Below are 16,631 nucleotides of genomic sequence, written 5' to 3'. Positions count from 1 at the left end.
CTTACAAGCAAGTTGCAAGAGGTCTCTTCCCTTAAATCCAGCCGCGCGCTTCCATCGCCTCCGTAATTCGCAAAAGCGAGATCATATAGGCTCCCGTGCGCAAGTCCACCTTGTACTGATCAGAGAGTTCTTTCACGGCGCGATAGGCGTTAATCATTGTCGTTTGCAGCTTTTCGTTTACCTCCTGCTCGGACCAGTAGTAATTCATCAGGTTTTGCACCCATTCAAAATAGGAAACCGTTACTCCACCTGCATTGGCGAGAATATCAGGAATAACGATGATTCCTTTTTCCCGCAAAATAGCGTCAGCATCCGGTGTAGTAGGTCCATTTGCTGCTTCTGCAATCCACTTGGCCTGAATACTGTGGGCATTCGCTGCTGTGATGACATTTTCCAACGCGGCCGGGATCAGAATATCCACTTCCAGCTCTAACAGCTGTTCATTGGAGATAACCGTACCACCTACATACTCCAAAATGGTGGCGTTGTCTTTTAATTGACCTACCTTTTCGATGTCCAAGCCAGCAGCATCATAAATACCTCCGCGTGAGTCACTGACCGCTACGATTTTGAAGCCCAACTCCGTCAAAAGTCTCGCGGCTATTCTTCCCGCATTACCAAAGCCTTGAATCGCGACGGTTGTTTGTTCCAGCTTGCGTCCAGAATTTTTTAATGCCTCGAGTATGGTAAAGACACATCCGCGGGCAGTCGCTTCATTTCTTCCTTTGGAGCCGCCGACACTCAGCGGTTTTCCCGTGATGACTCCCGGAGAATAGGTGCCTTTTAATCGACTATACGTATCCATCATCCAGCCCATGATTTGTGGGGTCGTATACACATCGGGTGCAGGTATATCTGTCTCCGGTCCGACAATATCAGCGATGGCTTCCATGAAGCCGCGACTGACTCGTTCCAGCTCATTTTTGCTGAATTCGTGGGGATCACATATGACGCCACCTTTTCCGCCGCCATAAGGAAGACCAACCACGCCACATTTGAATGACATCCACATGGAGAGCGCCTTGACTTCATCCATTGTCACATCCGGATGAAAACGAATCCCTCCCTTGGTCGGTCCTACCGCATCATTATGCTGAGATCGGTAGCCTTCAAAGACACGTACGCTGCCATCATCCATCTTGACAGGAAAACTAACTGCCAGTACTCGTTTGGGTCGCTTTAAAATTTCTACAGCATCGCTCCGCAATCCCAACAATGCCGCTGCAGCATCAATCTGCTTCTGCACAATTTCGTATGGATTCAGGCTTTCTTTCTCTACAGTATTTAGCATCTCTCTTCCTCCCCAATACTTTTCACATGCGTTTTCTACATCACCTTGGCGCAGAGCTAAAGGATGAATGGAGTAATTATATACGATGCAAGTAAATTCAGACAATTTATTTTCTTTGTTTTCACATTATTGTGTTATTTTTGGTAAACAAATAAAAAACGCCCGATGCATCCTCGCGAAACATCAGACGTTTTTCTCTTATTTTTTCAAATACGCCTTCATCAGCTTTGTTTTCGTCTCCCACATCTCTTCGCTGATGTGCAGACGGTAATGCTCTGGATTCAGCATGCGCAAGTATTCAGGCCAGAACAGCTTGAGTTGCTCACGATGGTAGTTGCGAATCTCTTGGAGGGTCGGCAGTTCATAGACCAGTTCCCCATCTACAAATACTGGAATTAGCAGCGACTCTGCCTGGTAGTTCTCCAAATGCTTGCTCAAATACGTATGGCTCGGATGGAACAAATGGAGAGGTGCTCCCTCTTCGACTGTTGTTTCATGTGGGAAACACATGTAGTCAGCAATCGCTTTGCCTGTTTCCGTATCAATCAATCGGTACATATCTTTGATGCCCGGCGTTGTGACTTTTTCCGGATTCCCGGAGATTTTGATGGTCGGCTGATATTCTCCGTCCGCGCCTTCACGCGCCACCAGCTTGTATACGCCTCCGAGTGTCGGCTGATCCGCTGCCGTGATGAGCTGCGTTCCTACTCCCCAGCTATTTACGCGTGCTCCTTGTACTTTCAGGTTCATAATCGTGTGCTCATCGAGATCGTTGGAAGCGACAATTTGCACATCGGTCATGCCTGCCTTATCAAGCATTTCGCGCGTCTTGCAGGACAAATACGTCAAGTCGCCACTGTCCAAGCGCACCGCCATCAGCTTTTTGCCTTGTTTCTCCAGACGTTTTCCGACCTTAATTGCATTAGGCACGCCACTTTTGAGCGTATCGTAAGTGTCGACCAGCAAGGTTACCTGTCCTGGTAGAGCTGCTGCGAAGCGCTCAAATGCTTCTTCCTCACTCTCAAAGCTCTGTACCCATGAGTGAGCGTGCGTCCCTTTTGTCGGAATGCCAAACATTTTCCCTGCCAGCATATTCGAGGTCGCGTCGAAGCCAGCCAAATACGCTGCCCGCGTCCCCCACAGCGCAGCATCTGCCTCCTGCGCCCTTCTTGTTCCGAACTCCATAAGAACATCATTGCCCGCCACATTTTTAATCCGTGAAGCTTTGGTCGCAATCAGCGTCTGATAGTTCATGTAGTTCAACAGGGCCGTCTCAACCAGCTGTGCCTCCATGACACGCCCCTCTACACGAATCAGCGGCTCGTTCGGGAAAACCACGGTTCCTTCCTTCACGGAGTAGAGCGAGCCCTTAAAACGAAGCTGGCGCAGCTCTTCCAAAAACTTCGGATCGTAGTTCTCCTCCTGCTCACTCAAATACTTGAGATCGCTTTCTTCAAAACTCAAATTTTTTATGTAGGAAACAATTCGTTCCAATCCGGCAGATACGGCGTATCCGTTTCCAAAAGGCAGCTTGCGGAAAAATGCTTCGAAAACGACCTTCTGATTGTGTGTTCCGTTCACCCAATGGGCGTACATCATGTTGATTTGATATTTATCTGTGTGTAGTGCCACACCAAATGATTGCATGTCACTGAGGCCTCCTGTGTATTCCTTTCTATCATCATACCAGAAGCTTTCGCTGGTGCCCATCCGCTGTGGAGGATATTAGGGAATGTGGTATAGTATGGGGATAAAAAGAGAAGCAATCGTACAGGCTGGGAGTGAGCATAAGTTGAACAGAAAAATCGTTACAATTAGTAAAGGTTTGCCTAAAAATAATATGTACAACGGCAAGGAATATCTCTCCGGCATTTGGAAGGAGGAAGCGGACGAGCTCGTTGTCCGTTCCGAGAAAATTGATGATGACGATATCGCGAATCCAGAGTACCACGGCGGCCCAGATCGCGTCGTCTGTGCGTATCCTTTTGAACATTATGCCCATTGGGAGAAGTTATTCGGCCAACCTCTGACCAATGCCGCATTCGGAGAAAATCTCACGCTCGCTGGCATGACCGAAGAGCAGGTCTGCATCGGGGATGTGTATCAATTCGGTGATACAATCCTGCAAGTGACCCAAGGCAGATTTCCTTGCGCGACGATCAACAAGCGCAACAACAATAACCAGTTGCTCAAAGCGGTGGTGGAAATGGGCTATACGGGCTACTTTTTCCGCGTCTTGCAGGAAGGGACGATCAAGCCAGACTCCAAGATTACCCTCATCACTGCACATCCAAAACAAGTAACGGTAGCGTCGATTCACCACTTATACTTCCATGACAAGTCACCATCCCAAGAGACGATACAGCGTATGCTTGAGGTGGAAGAATTGGCGCAACCTTGGCGAAAAAAACTACTTGAAAAGGTTGTTCAACAAGTCGACTTTTGAACACGTATCGAAATAGCAGCAGCAATAGCGAAAGGAACGTCTCATGCGAATTAATAAGTTCATCAGTGAAACCGGCATTTGCTCACGAAGAGAAGCCGATAAATTAATCGAGGCCAAGCGCGTGACGATCAATGGCCAACTCGCGGAACTGGGAAGTACGGTTGCGTCAGGAGATGACGTGCGCATCGATGGGCAGCCGCTCGGTGTCAAAAAGAAAGATGTCTACATCGCCTTGAACAAGCCAGTCGGAATTACGTGTACCACTGAACTGCACGTCAAAGGCAACATCATCGATTTCGTCAATCACCCGGAGCGGGTTTTTCCTATCGGGCGACTCGATAAGGATTCGCAAGGACTCATCCTGTTAACCAATGACGGAGATATCGTAAACAAAATTTTGCGTGCGGAGAACAATCATGACAAAGAGTACATCGTCACCGTAGATAAGCCCATCACGGCGAATTTCTTGCACGGAATGGCAAACGGCGTACGCATTCTCGGAACGACCACAAAGCCTTGTGAAGTAACCAAAGTCAGCGACCGCGTCTTCAATATCGTGCTGACGCAAGGGCTGAATCGACAAATCAGACGGATGTGCCAAGCTTTTGGTTATCAGGTGCGAAAGCTTGAACGGGTACGCATCATGAACATTGCCCTGGGGAATTTGAAATTGGGGCAATGGCGCAATCTGACGGCCAAGGAATTGACTGATCTGAATAAAAGCTTGTGAAAGAGAGACGGGTTGGAGTCTGTATAGTGACTCCTTCCCGTCTTTCGTATCTGCATGTGAATATTTTATCTTTACTGAAAACTCTCATTTACACGCTCCCCTTGTCCGTTTACCATATAGAAAATCATACGAGAGAAAAGAGGTGGAGAGATTCTCCCCACACACTTTTCGGGGTGAATCTTGCGAGGATGAAACTGGTTTGTGTCGATTGCAGCAAGGAAGTACCTGCTCATTTATTTGACTATCAATGCACGTGCGGTGGCTTGTTTGACATTATTCACGATACGTCAGCCATCGATGCCGAACAGCTGAAGCGCGTCTTTCACGAGCGGCTGTCTGAGCGCATGACACCTTATGCGAGCGGGGTATGGCGCTACAAAGAGCTGATTTTCCCCGAGCTTCCTGAAGAGTACATCACGACCAAGTACGAAGGAAATACAGGACTGTACGCATCTGCACTCATCCAATCGTATGTAGGAAGCAACAGCAAGGTATGGCTGAAGGCACAAAGCGAGAATCCAAGTGGTTCATTCAAAGACAACGGGATGACTGTCGCCGTATCACACGGGCGTTCACTAGGCTATCAACGCTTCACCTGCACATCGACTGGCAATACCTCATCCTCTCTCGCCATGTATGCTGCACTCGCCCGTGGCGAAGCGTACGTGTTTGTCCCGAACAAAAACATTTCTTTGAATAAAGTCATGCAAACACTCGCCTACGGAGCAAAGGTCATCAGCTTTGATGGCACTTACGATGATGGCATCCGCTTTTACGAGCAATACAGCAAAGAGCTCGGCCTCTACATCTGCAATTCGATCAATCCATTCCGCATTGAAGGGCAGAAGAGTATCGTGTACGAAATTGCCCAGTACCTCAATTGGAACCTCCCCGATTGGGTGGTCATCCCTGGAGGAGCGCTAAGCAATGTGACGGCTCTCGGAAAAGGCTTGCAGGATTTGAAAAATCTCGGCTTCATCGAGAAAGTTCCTCGGGTGGCGCTCGTACAGGCGGAAGGTGCTAGTCCATTCCATCGCATGGTCGCAGACGGACACACCGAGCTGACACCCGAACCCAATCCATATACACGTGCCTCTGCGCTGAACATCGGCAATCCGCCCAGCTGGAAAAAAGCGCTTCGTACATTAGAAGAAACGAACGGCGTTACCTGCTCCGTGACTGATCAAGAGATTCTCGACGCCAAAGCATGGGTGGATAAGAGCGGGATCGGCTGCGAGCCTGCCTCTGCTGCTACGGTTGCCGGATTGCGCAAGCTCATCGCAGGACAAGTGATCGACAAGGACGAAACAGCCGTGTGCATTTTGACAGGAAACATGCTTAAGGACACTGATGCACTGCAAGAGTATCATTTGGGGGAATCGGTGTCAGCGAGCTATCCGAATAAAATTGTCTCGGCACAGCTTACGTTGAAAAAGATTGGCGCCATGCTATCGTAACAGCTCATCTGTATTTTTTTTTAGTCAATATGCGCGAATAATTTGCTATCCTTTCAATATCCTGTTATGCTAGTAAAGAATTATTTTTGTTCGAAGAAACGGATAGCGTAGATAGCAAATTTTCGTCTAGAGATCCTGAGAGCAAGGATAGTAATATATGTGTGTTACACACTAGGAGGCAATAACAATGGAACAAGGTACAGTAAAATGGTTTAACGCAGAAAAAGGTTTTGGTTTTATTGAGCGCGAAGGTAAAGAAGACGTATTCGTTCACTTCTCTGCTATCCAAGGCGACGGTTTCAAATCCCTTGACGAAGGTCAAAAAGTTACTTTTGACGTAGAACAAGGCCAACGCGGACCACAAGCTACTAACGTTCAAAAAGTTTAATCAAGCCATACACAAAAAACAGACTCCTGTAAGGGGGTCTTTTTTTGTGTTGTCTGAAACACAAATAAAAAACCCTACTCACGTAAATGGAGTAGGGAATGCTACAGAACAGTAAATGGTAGACTCAGTATAACACAGTACATAGTGCTTCTTAAAATTTTTGTATTTTCAAATACGGATTATTCAAACACAGGTAGTTTGGAACGTTGAATATCCGTAATTTGCCCCCGCGCTACACGCAGCAGCCCTTCTTTTTCCATTTTCTTTAGTGTCCGGCTAATCACTTCACGAGCAGTCCCCAGCTCAATTGCCAACTGATCATGTGTAATGGCGAGCGAATTATTCTCCGCACCTGTATGCTCGATCAAATATTCGGAAATTCGAACCCGAATGGATTTAAAGTTAATGTCGTCAATCAAGTTCGACATGATAATCAATCGACGCGCAAATGATTGAAAAATATACTGGCGAAAGCCTTGATGCTTCTCGATCCATTTCTTATAAATCTTCGTCGGGACGTTCAAGACGATACTCGGCTTCTCCACGCAAGCCGAAGCTTCATACACCGTTTCTCCCAGTATACTAGACGCGATGAGTGGGCAGCACTCGCCAGCCGATAGCCTGTACAACGTAACCTCTCTCCCATCGCTGCTCAGTTTGAAAATGCGAACCAGCCCATCCAAGATTAATGGCGCATTCTCCAAAAACTCGCCTTCATCAATGGTAAAGTTGGCTGGAACCGTAGTGATGGAGATTCCCTCCTCTTGCCACTCTTCTGGAGTAAGTGCCGCCAGACTTGGAAAACGTGTAAGGACCTCCGCAATCTGCTCCTTTTGCATATGGATGAAGAACCTCCTTGTGAAAAAAATAACTTGGTGACAAAGTCACAGATTACCGATACAGATTTTTATTATTATTGCACTCAAGAGGAACGAACACAAGAACCCCTGTTTAATCAGAAATCGCTTCGTTAACACTAACGAACGATCATCATGAAACGAAGGAGATGTTGTAAATGAGTACTTATGTATTGGTTCATGGAGCATGCCAAGGTGAATGGGTATGGGAAAAAGTAAAACCTGAGCTGGAAGCATTGGGACACAAAGTCGCGACATTGGACTTGCCTGGAAGTGGACAAGACATGACACCTCCAGAGCAAGTGACACTGGATCTCTACGTAGAGAAAGTATCTGACCTGATCAAGCAACATAACGAAAAAGTAATCCTTGTCGGACACAGCATGGGTGGTGTCGTCATTACGCAAACGGCTGAAAAAATACATGATAAAATTGATAAGCTCGTCTACCTTTGCGCATTCTTGCCGAAAAACGGGGAAAGTCTCATAAGCAAGTCTGAAGGAGAAAAAGGCCCGGAATTCGAATTGAATGAAGCCGACATGACGCTGGCTCCGAAGCTTGAGACTGTGGAAGAAACATTTTTCAATGCAGTTGAGGATGAGGCACTGAGACTGGCGTCGATGAAACGTTGCCGTCCGCAAGCGCTGGCTCCGTTTACACAACCAGTGCAAATTACTGAAGAGAAATTCGGAAGTGTCGATCGCGTCTATATTGAAACAACTTTAGACAATGCGATCCCAATCGATTTCCAACGCAGAATGAATACAGATACACCTTGCAGCAAAGTCATTACAATGGAAGCCGATCATGCACCTTTCTTGTCCAAACCAGAAGAACTGGTGAATCACCTCGATCAAGTAAGCAAATCATAAAATAACCAAAAACAAGGCTGTCGACCAACATGTCGGCAGCCTTGCTTCATTCCTATTCCTCTATGTTCAACTGGCGAACCGTACGGACGAGCCTTTGCAATCCATCCCGCAGCTGTTGTTCATTCAAATAAGAATAACTGATGCGTATCCAAGAGCTTAACTCTCGCTGTGGGTCACAGATCGCGCCGGGCACAAACGTAATCGATTGCTCTATGCATTTGCCCAAAAGGCTTTCCATCGGGACGGAATCAGGAAGCTTCACCCATAAATTAAAGCCTCCTGGTGGGCTGGACCACTCCCAGTCGGTCACAGACAGCTCTTCCTCCATGATATCCCGGCGAATGGCCAATGCAATCCGCAGCTTTGCCAAATGCTGCTGCATCCGTTCGGAGAAGAAGTAATGCAAAAAAATCTTTTGATTCAACAGGGGCGCTCCACTGTCGGACAGTGATTTCGCTTGAATCAAATACTTCATAATAGATGGACGGCATGCTACAGTCGCAATACTCAACCCCGGCGCGATGTACTTGCTAAAGCTGCGCAGATAGATGACATAGCCCTCCGTGTCGTAAGAAAAAAACGGCAGTGGAGGCTCATCGCCGAAGTAAATATCGCGGCACGGATCATCCTCTACGATCAGGCACTGATACTTCGCAGCCAGCTCCACCAGTCTCTTCCGTTGTTCAGCGGGAACCGTATAGCCGGTCGGATTGTGAAAGGTCGGATTGAGATAAAACAGACGCGGTTTTTCTTTTTGCATCAACAGTTCAACCTGCTCCAAATCATACCCATGCGGCGTAATCTCGATGGGAATTATTTTGGCGCCCTGTCTTCTGAATACATCGATGGCAGGACTGTAAGTAGGTCTCTCCAGCAACACGACATCACGCGGCTTTACAAGGACCCTGGCAACCAAATCAATCGCTTCCTGCGAACCTGATGTGATCATCAGCTCATCGGGTGACAGGTGAAAATGATAACGGCTGATATAATAGCTGCACAGTGCTTCCCTCAACTCCTGATCCCCTTGTGTAGTTGAGTAGGTGCCCAGCACTTTTGGATACAGGTCAAACACTTTCTTCACATACTCGGAAAAATAAAGATTCGGTAATAAATTTGGTTCGATCAATGCTTTGGAAAATTGATAGGTCGCCTGCACCTGATGAATTTCAGAAAGGTGGCTCTTGTGCACATAGGCAGAAATGATTGGATCATCCATCGACTCCACTGGCAACAGGCTACTCGGTTGTACATAATACCCCGACTTATCCTTCACATACACGTGGCTGTTTTGTTTCAGCAATTGATACGCCTTAAAAACCGTCAGGCGATGCACATTTAATTCCAACGCCAATGTGCGAACAGAAGGAAGCTTCTCATGTGCCCGCCACTCTTCGCGTCTGATCCGGTCCAGAAGATATTCATACACTTGCTCGAACAGCTTATCAGAATGGCTGTTTGAAAGAGCCTCCCTTTTCATGCAAGCTCCCCCCTTTCCCCCATGATAGATCATTGACCCTCAGATCTGTTCTATTCGATTTCATCTGTTCTATTCCCTTCCCTTTATGATAAGGAAAAGGGAGGAATCATAATGGTACTGCTCAATTATGTGATCATGTGCTTGATATTCGGAACGACTTTTCTGGCAATCAAAGTCGGGATTGATGCGGGAGCGCCGCCGTTTTTCTCAGCTGGACTTCGGTTCTTTCTGGCAGGTGTGATTTTGTTTTCATTCATGCTCTGGAAAAAACAGACGCGTCTATCGCTGCTGCTCCATAAAGAGATGTTTCTGACCGGAATTGGTTTAACGTTTGGGACATTTGCCACCTTGTATTGGGCGGAGCAACATATAAGCTCAGGAATCGCTGCGATTTTATCAGCAACAGCACCGCTCATGGTCATGCTGCTTCAGACAGGCATTTCTCGGCAAAAGCTATCCGCCATATCGTGGGCTGGTTGTCTCGTTGGATTTGTCGGTGTCGTCTTGCTGATTTTACCCGGTGCGACAACCATCTCATTCAGCTTCCTTTGGCTCGCTGGATGTGTAGCAGTCATACTCGGTCAAATCTTTTATTCTGGTGGTGCTGTTTACTCCCGCCGCGTCATCCAACGGTTTCAAGATACCTCACCCATTGCTTTGAATGCAGCACAGATGATGTATGGAGGAGCAATGCTGCTTGTTTTATCTCTGTTCACCGAGCAAGTGCATATCGAATCGACGCTAACGGCTAATGCGATCCTCTCGCTCCTGTACTTAATCGTCGTTGGTTCCATGATGGGGCACACCATTTTCTATTGGCTCGTTGCCAAGACCAACCCTGTGTTTCCCTCCACGTGGCTGTATATCTCTCCGTTGATTGCCTTAAGCTTGGGCGTTATCCTGTACAATGAGCCGCTTTATCTCCTGTCGTTAGTAGGGGGAATCACGATTATTGTCGGGATTATCTTGATTAATATGGATGGCTTGAAGCAGTTGATAGGCAAAAAGGCAAACAAGCTAAGTGACATAAGCAATTAGAGATAGAAAAGGAGTACCACAAAACTCGCGCTTTGTGGTACTCCTCTATTTGGAAGATGGTTATTTCATATCGTTGATTTGCTCGGCGATTTTGATCAACTCGTCTTTGGATGCCACTTCCTGTGAAGCAGAGACCATATATTGCAGCTTGGTACCGTTTTTCACCCATGAGATCCATTGAGAGGCACTACCATCCTTAAAGGTATGTATGGCAAGCACTGCCTCATTCTCACCTACCATGACTTTTTCAATCTTCTGGGCGTTTGTTCCCATACCATTGCTATCGTCCTCGAGCAGGCTTACTTCTACCTCTACATTCCCTTTCTGTGACTTATAGTAGACACTTGCTCTGTCAAATTTGTTGCTTGCTGGTATTTCCTTTACGATGTATTTTTTGTTGTCTTTGATTGCTTCAGCCTTCATCCCTTCTACATCGTACTTGTCGCTATCCTCATAATGTATCACTCCATAATCAAAGGGGAGGCCTCCCTCGAGCTCGGTTGGTAACCTAAACATCTCCCCAACAAGAGGCTCCATTTCCTTCCACCCTTTGTATTCAACTGGTTTCGTGACAACATCAACATTCGGATGTTTGCCCTTAACAAATATCATGTCCTTGTATCTTTCTTCCTCTTCTTTTGTGGGCACCGTGTAAATAGCGACAGTGGTTCCCGGCTTCAAGCCATTCTGAATATCTGTAATGATTTTGCTCCTCTGCTGGCTTTCTTTTTTTAACGCATCTAGTTTAGCTCGTTCCTCAGGAGAAAGGCGCTCCAGCATTTTTTGTTGTTCCTGATCTGTTTGCTGGGAAACTTCATACACTACTTCACCCTTCTCATTTTTCAACTGGATCATTTCCATCCCCGCCCATACGGAAGACGCTCCTACCAGCATACCTACGGTGACCAGCAAACCTATTTTCTTTTTCACGACTTTTTCCTCCTTGTTTTCCTTGGCACGAATTGCTGCCATGACTTTATGTTTGACATCGACTTTCGGGATCGGCTTCGCTCTCAGCATGTCTTGCATACGATTAAACGGAATTTTGTCCATTAGCGCCCACCCCTCCCATCGTTGGCAAATAACGTTTGCACTTTTTCAAAACGCGTTCAAATTGCTTGCGCAGGGCAGCAGGCTTTTTGTCCATCAGCTCTGCGATTTCCTCGTACTCTCTTTCCTCTAGCACACGCAGGAAAATGAGTGTACGTTCTTCGGCGGACAGTCGTTTCCAGATGCGTTCGATCGGCTCCCCAAAATAATTGCTGTCAATGCTCTCCTCGACATAGTTGCGTCCATCCTGATCCCGGTTGTACAAAAAGGGCAACGCGCGGCTTAATTTCCTGCGCTTTAGCACATTCGCACAATGATTGTAAGCGATCCGGTACAGCCATGCGGAAAATGATAGCGAGTACGTATACTGGTCAAGATGCTCGTAGGCACGAAACAGGACTTCCTGGACAGCGTCTTCTGCATCTTGACGGTGACCGAGCATGTGATAGCAGTATGTAAAGATCGGTTGTTGATAGTGATCGATAATGATTTCGTATTGCTCAAGAGAACCTGCTTTTATTTCGATTAGCAGACGCTCTATCTCTGTTTTCTCCACGGTTTGCCCTCCTCTCACTATGAATAACAATTGAGAACTTTCATTTGTGACACCTATTTTAGAAATTTTTGGTTACACGAGTAAAAATTCGCTCCAAATAAAAAAGGGTGCTCCACCCGTCGCGTACGAAAAATCTCGCGCTTACGGAAGGAACACCCTTATTCCATGCTTGTATTCATTTATTTGTCCGTACTCTTGTCGAATGTCTTGATACTTTCCCGGGAAATCGACAGCACCTGTCGGCTTCTCTTTAGAAATGCTCTCCGTTGGCATAATAGCTTTCTTTTTGATAAGCGACAAATGCCATTTCCACTTCTGGGATGCCAAGAGCTAAGACATGCTTCGTTACAATCTGGGCAAACTGGTCACGAACTTCTTGCCCCCGCTCAAACCATGCTACTTCGATAAAAGGAAACGACTCCACGATCTTCCCGCCAAAAACGCCTGTTGTATGCAAGCATTCGATCGTGAAATTATCCGTGCCGCATTGGCATAGTGCAGCGAGCTCCACTGCAAGCGGTTCGCTAATCGTGGCCATTTGTTCAGCTTGAATGCCTCGAACGATAAGATGTGGCATGATGATCCCTCCTGATTGTCCATATGCTCTATCTTACCGTTCAAGAGGCAAAAAGAGTAGAAAAAACTAGGTCAAAGCCGCGGCGCTTCCGTGCTTTCCAACTGCCTCTTGCACCCGCGCTTCTTTGTTCCCTTGCTGCAATTGATACATCTGATAGTACCTGCCTTGCTTCTCCATTAAGTCTTCATGCTTTCCTCGCTCTACAATTCTGCCTCGATCCAGTACGAGAATTTGATCTGCGTTTTTGATCGTAGACAGGCGATGAGCAATGATGAAGGTCGTTCTTCCTTTTTTCAACACCTCAAGTGCATTTTGAATAATGCCCTCTGTTTCCGTGTCGATGCTGGCAGTCGCTTCATCCAGAATGAGGATAGCCGGGTCAAACGCGAGTGCACGCGCAAACGAAATCAATTGACGCTGCCCGAGTGAAAGCGTGCTGCCCTTCTCGATCACAGGTTCATCGAATCCTTGCGAGAGACTGCGGAACAGTTGGTCTGCCCCTACATCGCACAAGGCTTTCTCCACTTTTTCCGGTGAAATCGACGGATCATCCAGACTCACATTGGAACGAATCGTTCCTGTAAACAAAAACGGGTCCTGTAAAACAATAGCCATATGCTGGCGAAGCTGCTGTTTGGAAAACGCCTGCACATTACGCCCATCAATCATAATCGCTCCACTGTTTACATCATAGAAGCGGAGTAACAGATTGATAATCGAGCTTTTTCCCGAACCCGTGTGACCAACCAGTGCCACTGTCTCTCCAGGCCATGCTTCGAATGAAATGTTTTTCAGAACGTATTGGTCGTCTTTGTAGGCAAAAGAAACATCGTCAAAGCGAACATTCCCTTGATAGCAAGGCACTTTTGCAGGATCAACGTCAATGCCCTCTTCATCCAGCAGTTCAAACACTCGCGACGCCGCGACGAGAGATTGCTCCAGGTTCGCCAATTGGTTGACGATCTGTGTCATCGGCTGGAACAAGCGATTGAGATAATCGACGAATGCGTAGAGGACACCAAGCGAGAGCAGTGTACCTATCCCGAGGGAAGCACCACCGAAATACCAGATGAACAAAACAAACGCGATATTGCGGATGAACTGAACCAGGTTAAACGAAGCGGTCGCATTGAGCCGTAGCATTTTATTTTGGTAGGTGAACAGCTCTTCGTTCAGTTCGCCAAATTCCCGCATCGTCTCCTTTTCTCTGCGAAACGCCTGAATGATCGGCATCCCTTGGATCGACTCGTTAATCATCCCGTTGATGTCACTGATGCGTGCCCGAATGACATGGTTGAATGCTGAAGCGTACTTGCGGTACAAGTAAATCCACACGACCATGATTGGCAAAATGACCAGACAAACGAGCGCGAGTCGTACATCAAGCAAGAACAGCGCTGCGAAAATACCGATTAAATAAATCCCGCTCGTAATGAAGTTGCCGAGTACATTCGTAAACAGCTCACGGATTGCCTCCGTATCGTTTGTGACACGAGCAACCACCTTCCCGGCAGGGAGATGATCGAAATATTGAATGGGTAATCGTTGAGTATGCGCGAACACATCATTACGCAGTCTCTCGATCACCTGATTCGCTGATTTTTGCCATAAGAACTTTTGTCCATAATGGAAAAGCGAGGCAACTACCAATAATCCGAAATAGAGAGCAGCCAGTGTGAGCAAGCCCCTAGTCTCTGGCCGGAAAAATTCGAATATCTCCTGATTGCTTAAGAGAGTGGCCTGGTACTCCTCTCGATCCGTACCTTTGACAATGACGAGCTTCCCATCCTCAATGGAGCGCTGACCATCATACGAAATCGCCTGATTCAAGAAATAATAGTCGCGCCCCACCTGCAGAACACGAACTTCCCCACCTGTGCTCTCCCCTGCTGCCAAGTGATCCTGTCTGGTGTAATACTTCCCTTTGTATAGCACGGAATCCTCACGCTGTGCCGTCTCATACCATGGGAATTCAATACCCATGATGTGCGTATCGATCATTTTTTTCGCCAAAAACGGCCCCGTCAGTTCTGCCCCAACCGAGATGGACAGCATCAATACCGCCAAGAGGATCGTCTTTTTAAAAAACGCTGCATAGTGGACTAGCCTTTTCCCCGTCGTCATTCATTCACCCGCTTTCTGTCAGCGTCGCTTCAATCTGCTGTTTCTCGAATTGTTCTTTATACCATCCGCCCAACTCCAATAGCTGTGCATGTGTACCTTCCTCGACGATTCGTCCTTCGTCTATGACGAGAATCCAATCTGCATGCTGGACCGCCGATAAGCGATGTGTGGTGATCAGTGTTGTTTTGCCTGCACGCTCCCGGCGAATATTCGAGATCATCTCCGCTTCGGTTTTGCCATCCACCGCTGACATGGCATCATCGAGAATCAAGATTTCCGGATTGACCAAAAGAGCCCGAGCAATCGAGACCCGTTGTTTTTGCCCGCCTGAAAGGGCTACGCCTTTTTCACCAACGAGCGTTTGCAAGCCTTCGGGCAATAGCTGCACATCCCGAGCGAATGCGGCCTGCTTCAACACTTCCTGTAATTCTTCTTCCGTCGCCTCGTTGTTCCCGAACAAGATGTTTTCGCGGACTGTCTTCGAGAACAGAATCTGCTCTTGTGGTACATAGCCGATCCAGCTCTTGATGTTATCCAGACTGATCTGTTCTAGCGCCTCTCCCGAAACACTGATGGCTCCTCGTCCTACCGGAAATTCGCGAAGCAACTGTCGCACCAGTGTGGATTTCCCGCTTCCCGTACGCCCGACGATTCCTAGCGTCTGACCCCGACCAAGAGTAAAGGAGACATTACTTAGTTGGTCAACCTGCGCAGTTGGATAGCGGAATGTCACAGAATCAAACCGAATAACTTCTGGTACTGCCACATGAAGCGGTCTGTCGTGATCCTTCACATCGGCCTCGTAAGCCAAGGTTTCAGTGACCCGATCCAGCGAGGCACTTCCTCTTTGCATCACATTAATCAATTCGCCAATCGCAAACATCGGCCAAATCAGCATCCCGAGATAGACGTTGAACGAGACTAGTTCTCCTAGGGTCAGTTCTCTTTGGAACACGAGGTAGCCACCATAGATCAAGCCGATCATATAACTGATTCCAACCAATATTTTGACGGTTGGTTCAATCAACGAATCGATTCTCGCCACATCGATATTTTTTTGATACACTTCATGCGTTTTTTGGCGAAAGCGCTCCTGATCCGCCATCTCCTGTACGTAAGCTCGAATCACGCGAACCCCAGACACGGATTCCAGCACGCGGTCGTTCAGCTCGCCGAACGATGTTTGTGCGGTAGAAAAACGCTCGTGAATTTTTTTCCCATATTGCTTGATGATGTAGGCCATAAACGGTAATGGAAGGATCGCCGCTAAGGTTAGCTTCCAACTGATCAAAAAGCCCATCGTCAGCACAATCGCCCCTGTAAAGGATAGCGAGTCCACCATCGTCAAAATTCCGAAGCCTGTCGTCATCGAAACAGCCTTGAGGTCATTTGTCGCTCGGGCCATCAGATCACCGGTACGATTGCGCTGATAAAACGTTGGCGTCATCTGCAAAAAATGCGTCATGAGCTTCGACCGTAAAGTCCGCTCCGCCAGAAACGCTCCCCCAAACAGCTTGCGAATCCAGATAAAATTGACCCAATAAATCGCGACAGACAATACACCGAAAAACAGCAAAATGGATACCAGCCGCTCGCCAGTCAGCGTCCCCAGGTGAATCTCATCAATAGCCACCCCGATAATTTTTGGAGGGATAATCTCCAGTAAGCCGCCCAGAATCAATAGCAGAATAGCGACCGTATAACGTTTCCAATGCTCCTTGAAAAACCAATCAAGCTTTGCCAAAACCGAGAACATCCGTGTTTC

General features: G+C 47.3%; 15 protein-coding genes. 6 read left to right on the top strand and 9 right to left on the bottom strand.

Features of this window, described 5'->3' with window-relative positions:
- Positions 1–31: 31 nt before the first annotated feature.
- Both ACM6JA_RS27735 and ACM6JA_RS27730 read right to left on the bottom strand, forming a co-directional pair.
- Positions 32–1,291 carry a Glu/Leu/Phe/Val family dehydrogenase gene (locus ACM6JA_RS27735; RefSeq protein WP_414854987.1) on the bottom strand — a complete coding sequence of 420 codons (1,260 nt, stop codon included), beginning with the start codon at positions 1,289–1,291 and terminating at the stop codon, positions 32–34.
- A gap of 198 nt (positions 1,292–1,489) precedes the next feature.
- A complete protein-coding gene (locus ACM6JA_RS27730; protein ID WP_414854986.1) occupies positions 1,490–2,938 on the bottom strand; it encodes a nicotinate phosphoribosyltransferase in 1,449 nt (482 codons plus the stop codon).
- Between the two features lie 145 nt (positions 2,939–3,083).
- Between ACM6JA_RS27730 and ACM6JA_RS27725 the strand changes: the two genes are divergently transcribed.
- The 4 genes from ACM6JA_RS27725 to ACM6JA_RS27710 all read left to right on the top strand — a co-directional run bounded on the left by ACM6JA_RS27725 (position 3,084) and on the right by ACM6JA_RS27710 (position 6,312).
- Positions 3,084–3,737 carry an MOSC domain-containing protein gene (locus ACM6JA_RS27725; protein WP_414854985.1) on the top strand — a complete coding sequence of 218 codons (654 nt, stop codon included), beginning with the start codon at positions 3,084–3,086 and terminating at the stop codon, positions 3,735–3,737.
- A gap of 43 nt (positions 3,738–3,780) precedes the next feature.
- A complete protein-coding gene (gene rluF, locus ACM6JA_RS27720) occupies positions 3,781–4,467 on the top strand; it encodes a 23S rRNA pseudouridine(2604) synthase RluF (RefSeq protein ID WP_173618169.1) in 687 nt (228 codons plus the stop codon).
- Positions 4,468–4,655: 188 nt separating this feature from the next.
- Complete coding sequence (gene thrC, locus ACM6JA_RS27715) at positions 4,656–5,924, top strand: threonine synthase (RefSeq protein ID WP_414854984.1); 1,269 nt, start codon at positions 4,656–4,658, stop codon at positions 5,922–5,924.
- 187 nt (positions 5,925–6,111) lie between these two features.
- A complete protein-coding gene (locus tag ACM6JA_RS27710; protein WP_007721941.1) occupies positions 6,112–6,312 on the top strand; it encodes a cold-shock protein in 201 nt (66 codons plus the stop codon).
- A gap of 179 nt (positions 6,313–6,491) precedes the next feature.
- Here the strand turns inward: ACM6JA_RS27710 and ACM6JA_RS27705 are convergent, their stop codons facing one another.
- The gene (locus ACM6JA_RS27705; RefSeq protein ID WP_414854983.1) at positions 6,492–7,151 is read right to left on the bottom strand and encodes a Crp/Fnr family transcriptional regulator; all 660 of its coding nucleotides are present in this window, start codon (positions 7,149–7,151) and stop codon (positions 6,492–6,494) included.
- A 176-nt stretch (positions 7,152–7,327) separates the two neighbouring features.
- Here ACM6JA_RS27705 and ACM6JA_RS27700 point away from each other — a divergent pair, with 176 nt between their 5' ends.
- Positions 7,328–8,041, top strand: a complete 714-nt coding sequence (locus ACM6JA_RS27700; RefSeq protein ID WP_414854982.1) for an alpha/beta fold hydrolase — start codon at positions 7,328–7,330, stop codon at positions 8,039–8,041.
- A gap of 52 nt (positions 8,042–8,093) precedes the next feature.
- Here the strand turns inward: ACM6JA_RS27700 and ACM6JA_RS27695 are convergent, their stop codons facing one another.
- Positions 8,094–9,521 (bottom strand): PLP-dependent aminotransferase family protein, encoded by a 1,428-nt coding sequence (locus tag ACM6JA_RS27695; RefSeq protein ID WP_414854981.1) that lies wholly within the window; start codon positions 9,519–9,521, stop codon positions 8,094–8,096.
- Positions 9,522–9,632: 111 nt separating this feature from the next.
- Between ACM6JA_RS27695 and ACM6JA_RS27690 the strand changes: the two genes are divergently transcribed.
- Entirely contained in the window at positions 9,633–10,559 is a 927-nt protein-coding gene (locus ACM6JA_RS27690; RefSeq protein ID WP_414854980.1) for a DMT family transporter, read from the top strand.
- Positions 10,560–10,619: 60 nt separating this feature from the next.
- Here the strand turns inward: ACM6JA_RS27690 and ACM6JA_RS27685 are convergent, their stop codons facing one another.
- From ACM6JA_RS27685 to ACM6JA_RS27665, 5 genes are all read right to left on the bottom strand, one after another.
- On the bottom strand, positions 10,620–11,612 hold the full coding sequence (locus ACM6JA_RS27685; RefSeq protein WP_414854979.1) for a hypothetical protein: 993 nt from the start codon (positions 11,610–11,612) through the stop codon (positions 10,620–10,622).
- On the bottom strand, positions 11,593–12,165 hold the full coding sequence (locus ACM6JA_RS27680; RefSeq protein ID WP_414854978.1) for an RNA polymerase sigma factor: 573 nt from the start codon (positions 12,163–12,165) through the stop codon (positions 11,593–11,595). The genes ACM6JA_RS27685 and ACM6JA_RS27680 overlap by 20 nt, the downstream gene beginning before the upstream one ends.
- 250 nt (positions 12,166–12,415) lie before the next feature.
- Positions 12,416–12,742 (bottom strand): DUF1904 family protein, encoded by a 327-nt coding sequence (locus ACM6JA_RS27675; protein WP_016740630.1) that lies wholly within the window; start codon positions 12,740–12,742, stop codon positions 12,416–12,418.
- 66 nt (positions 12,743–12,808) lie between these two features.
- Positions 12,809–14,866, bottom strand: a complete 2,058-nt coding sequence (locus ACM6JA_RS27670) for an ABC transporter ATP-binding protein (RefSeq protein ID WP_414854977.1) — start codon at positions 14,864–14,866, stop codon at positions 12,809–12,811.
- A gap of 4 nt (positions 14,867–14,870) precedes the next feature.
- On the bottom strand, positions 14,871–16,622 hold the full coding sequence (locus tag ACM6JA_RS27665; RefSeq protein WP_414854976.1) for an ABC transporter ATP-binding protein: 1,752 nt from the start codon (positions 16,620–16,622) through the stop codon (positions 14,871–14,873).
- Positions 16,623–16,631: the final 9 nt, after the last annotated feature.

The sequence above is a fragment of the Brevibacillus sp. IT-7CA2 genome (assembly GCF_949767855.1).
GTDB lineage: Bacteria > Bacillota > Bacilli > Brevibacillales > Brevibacillaceae > Brevibacillus.
Note: the sequence above shows the minus strand (reverse complement) of the source record. Positions and strands in the feature narration are given on the sequence as shown.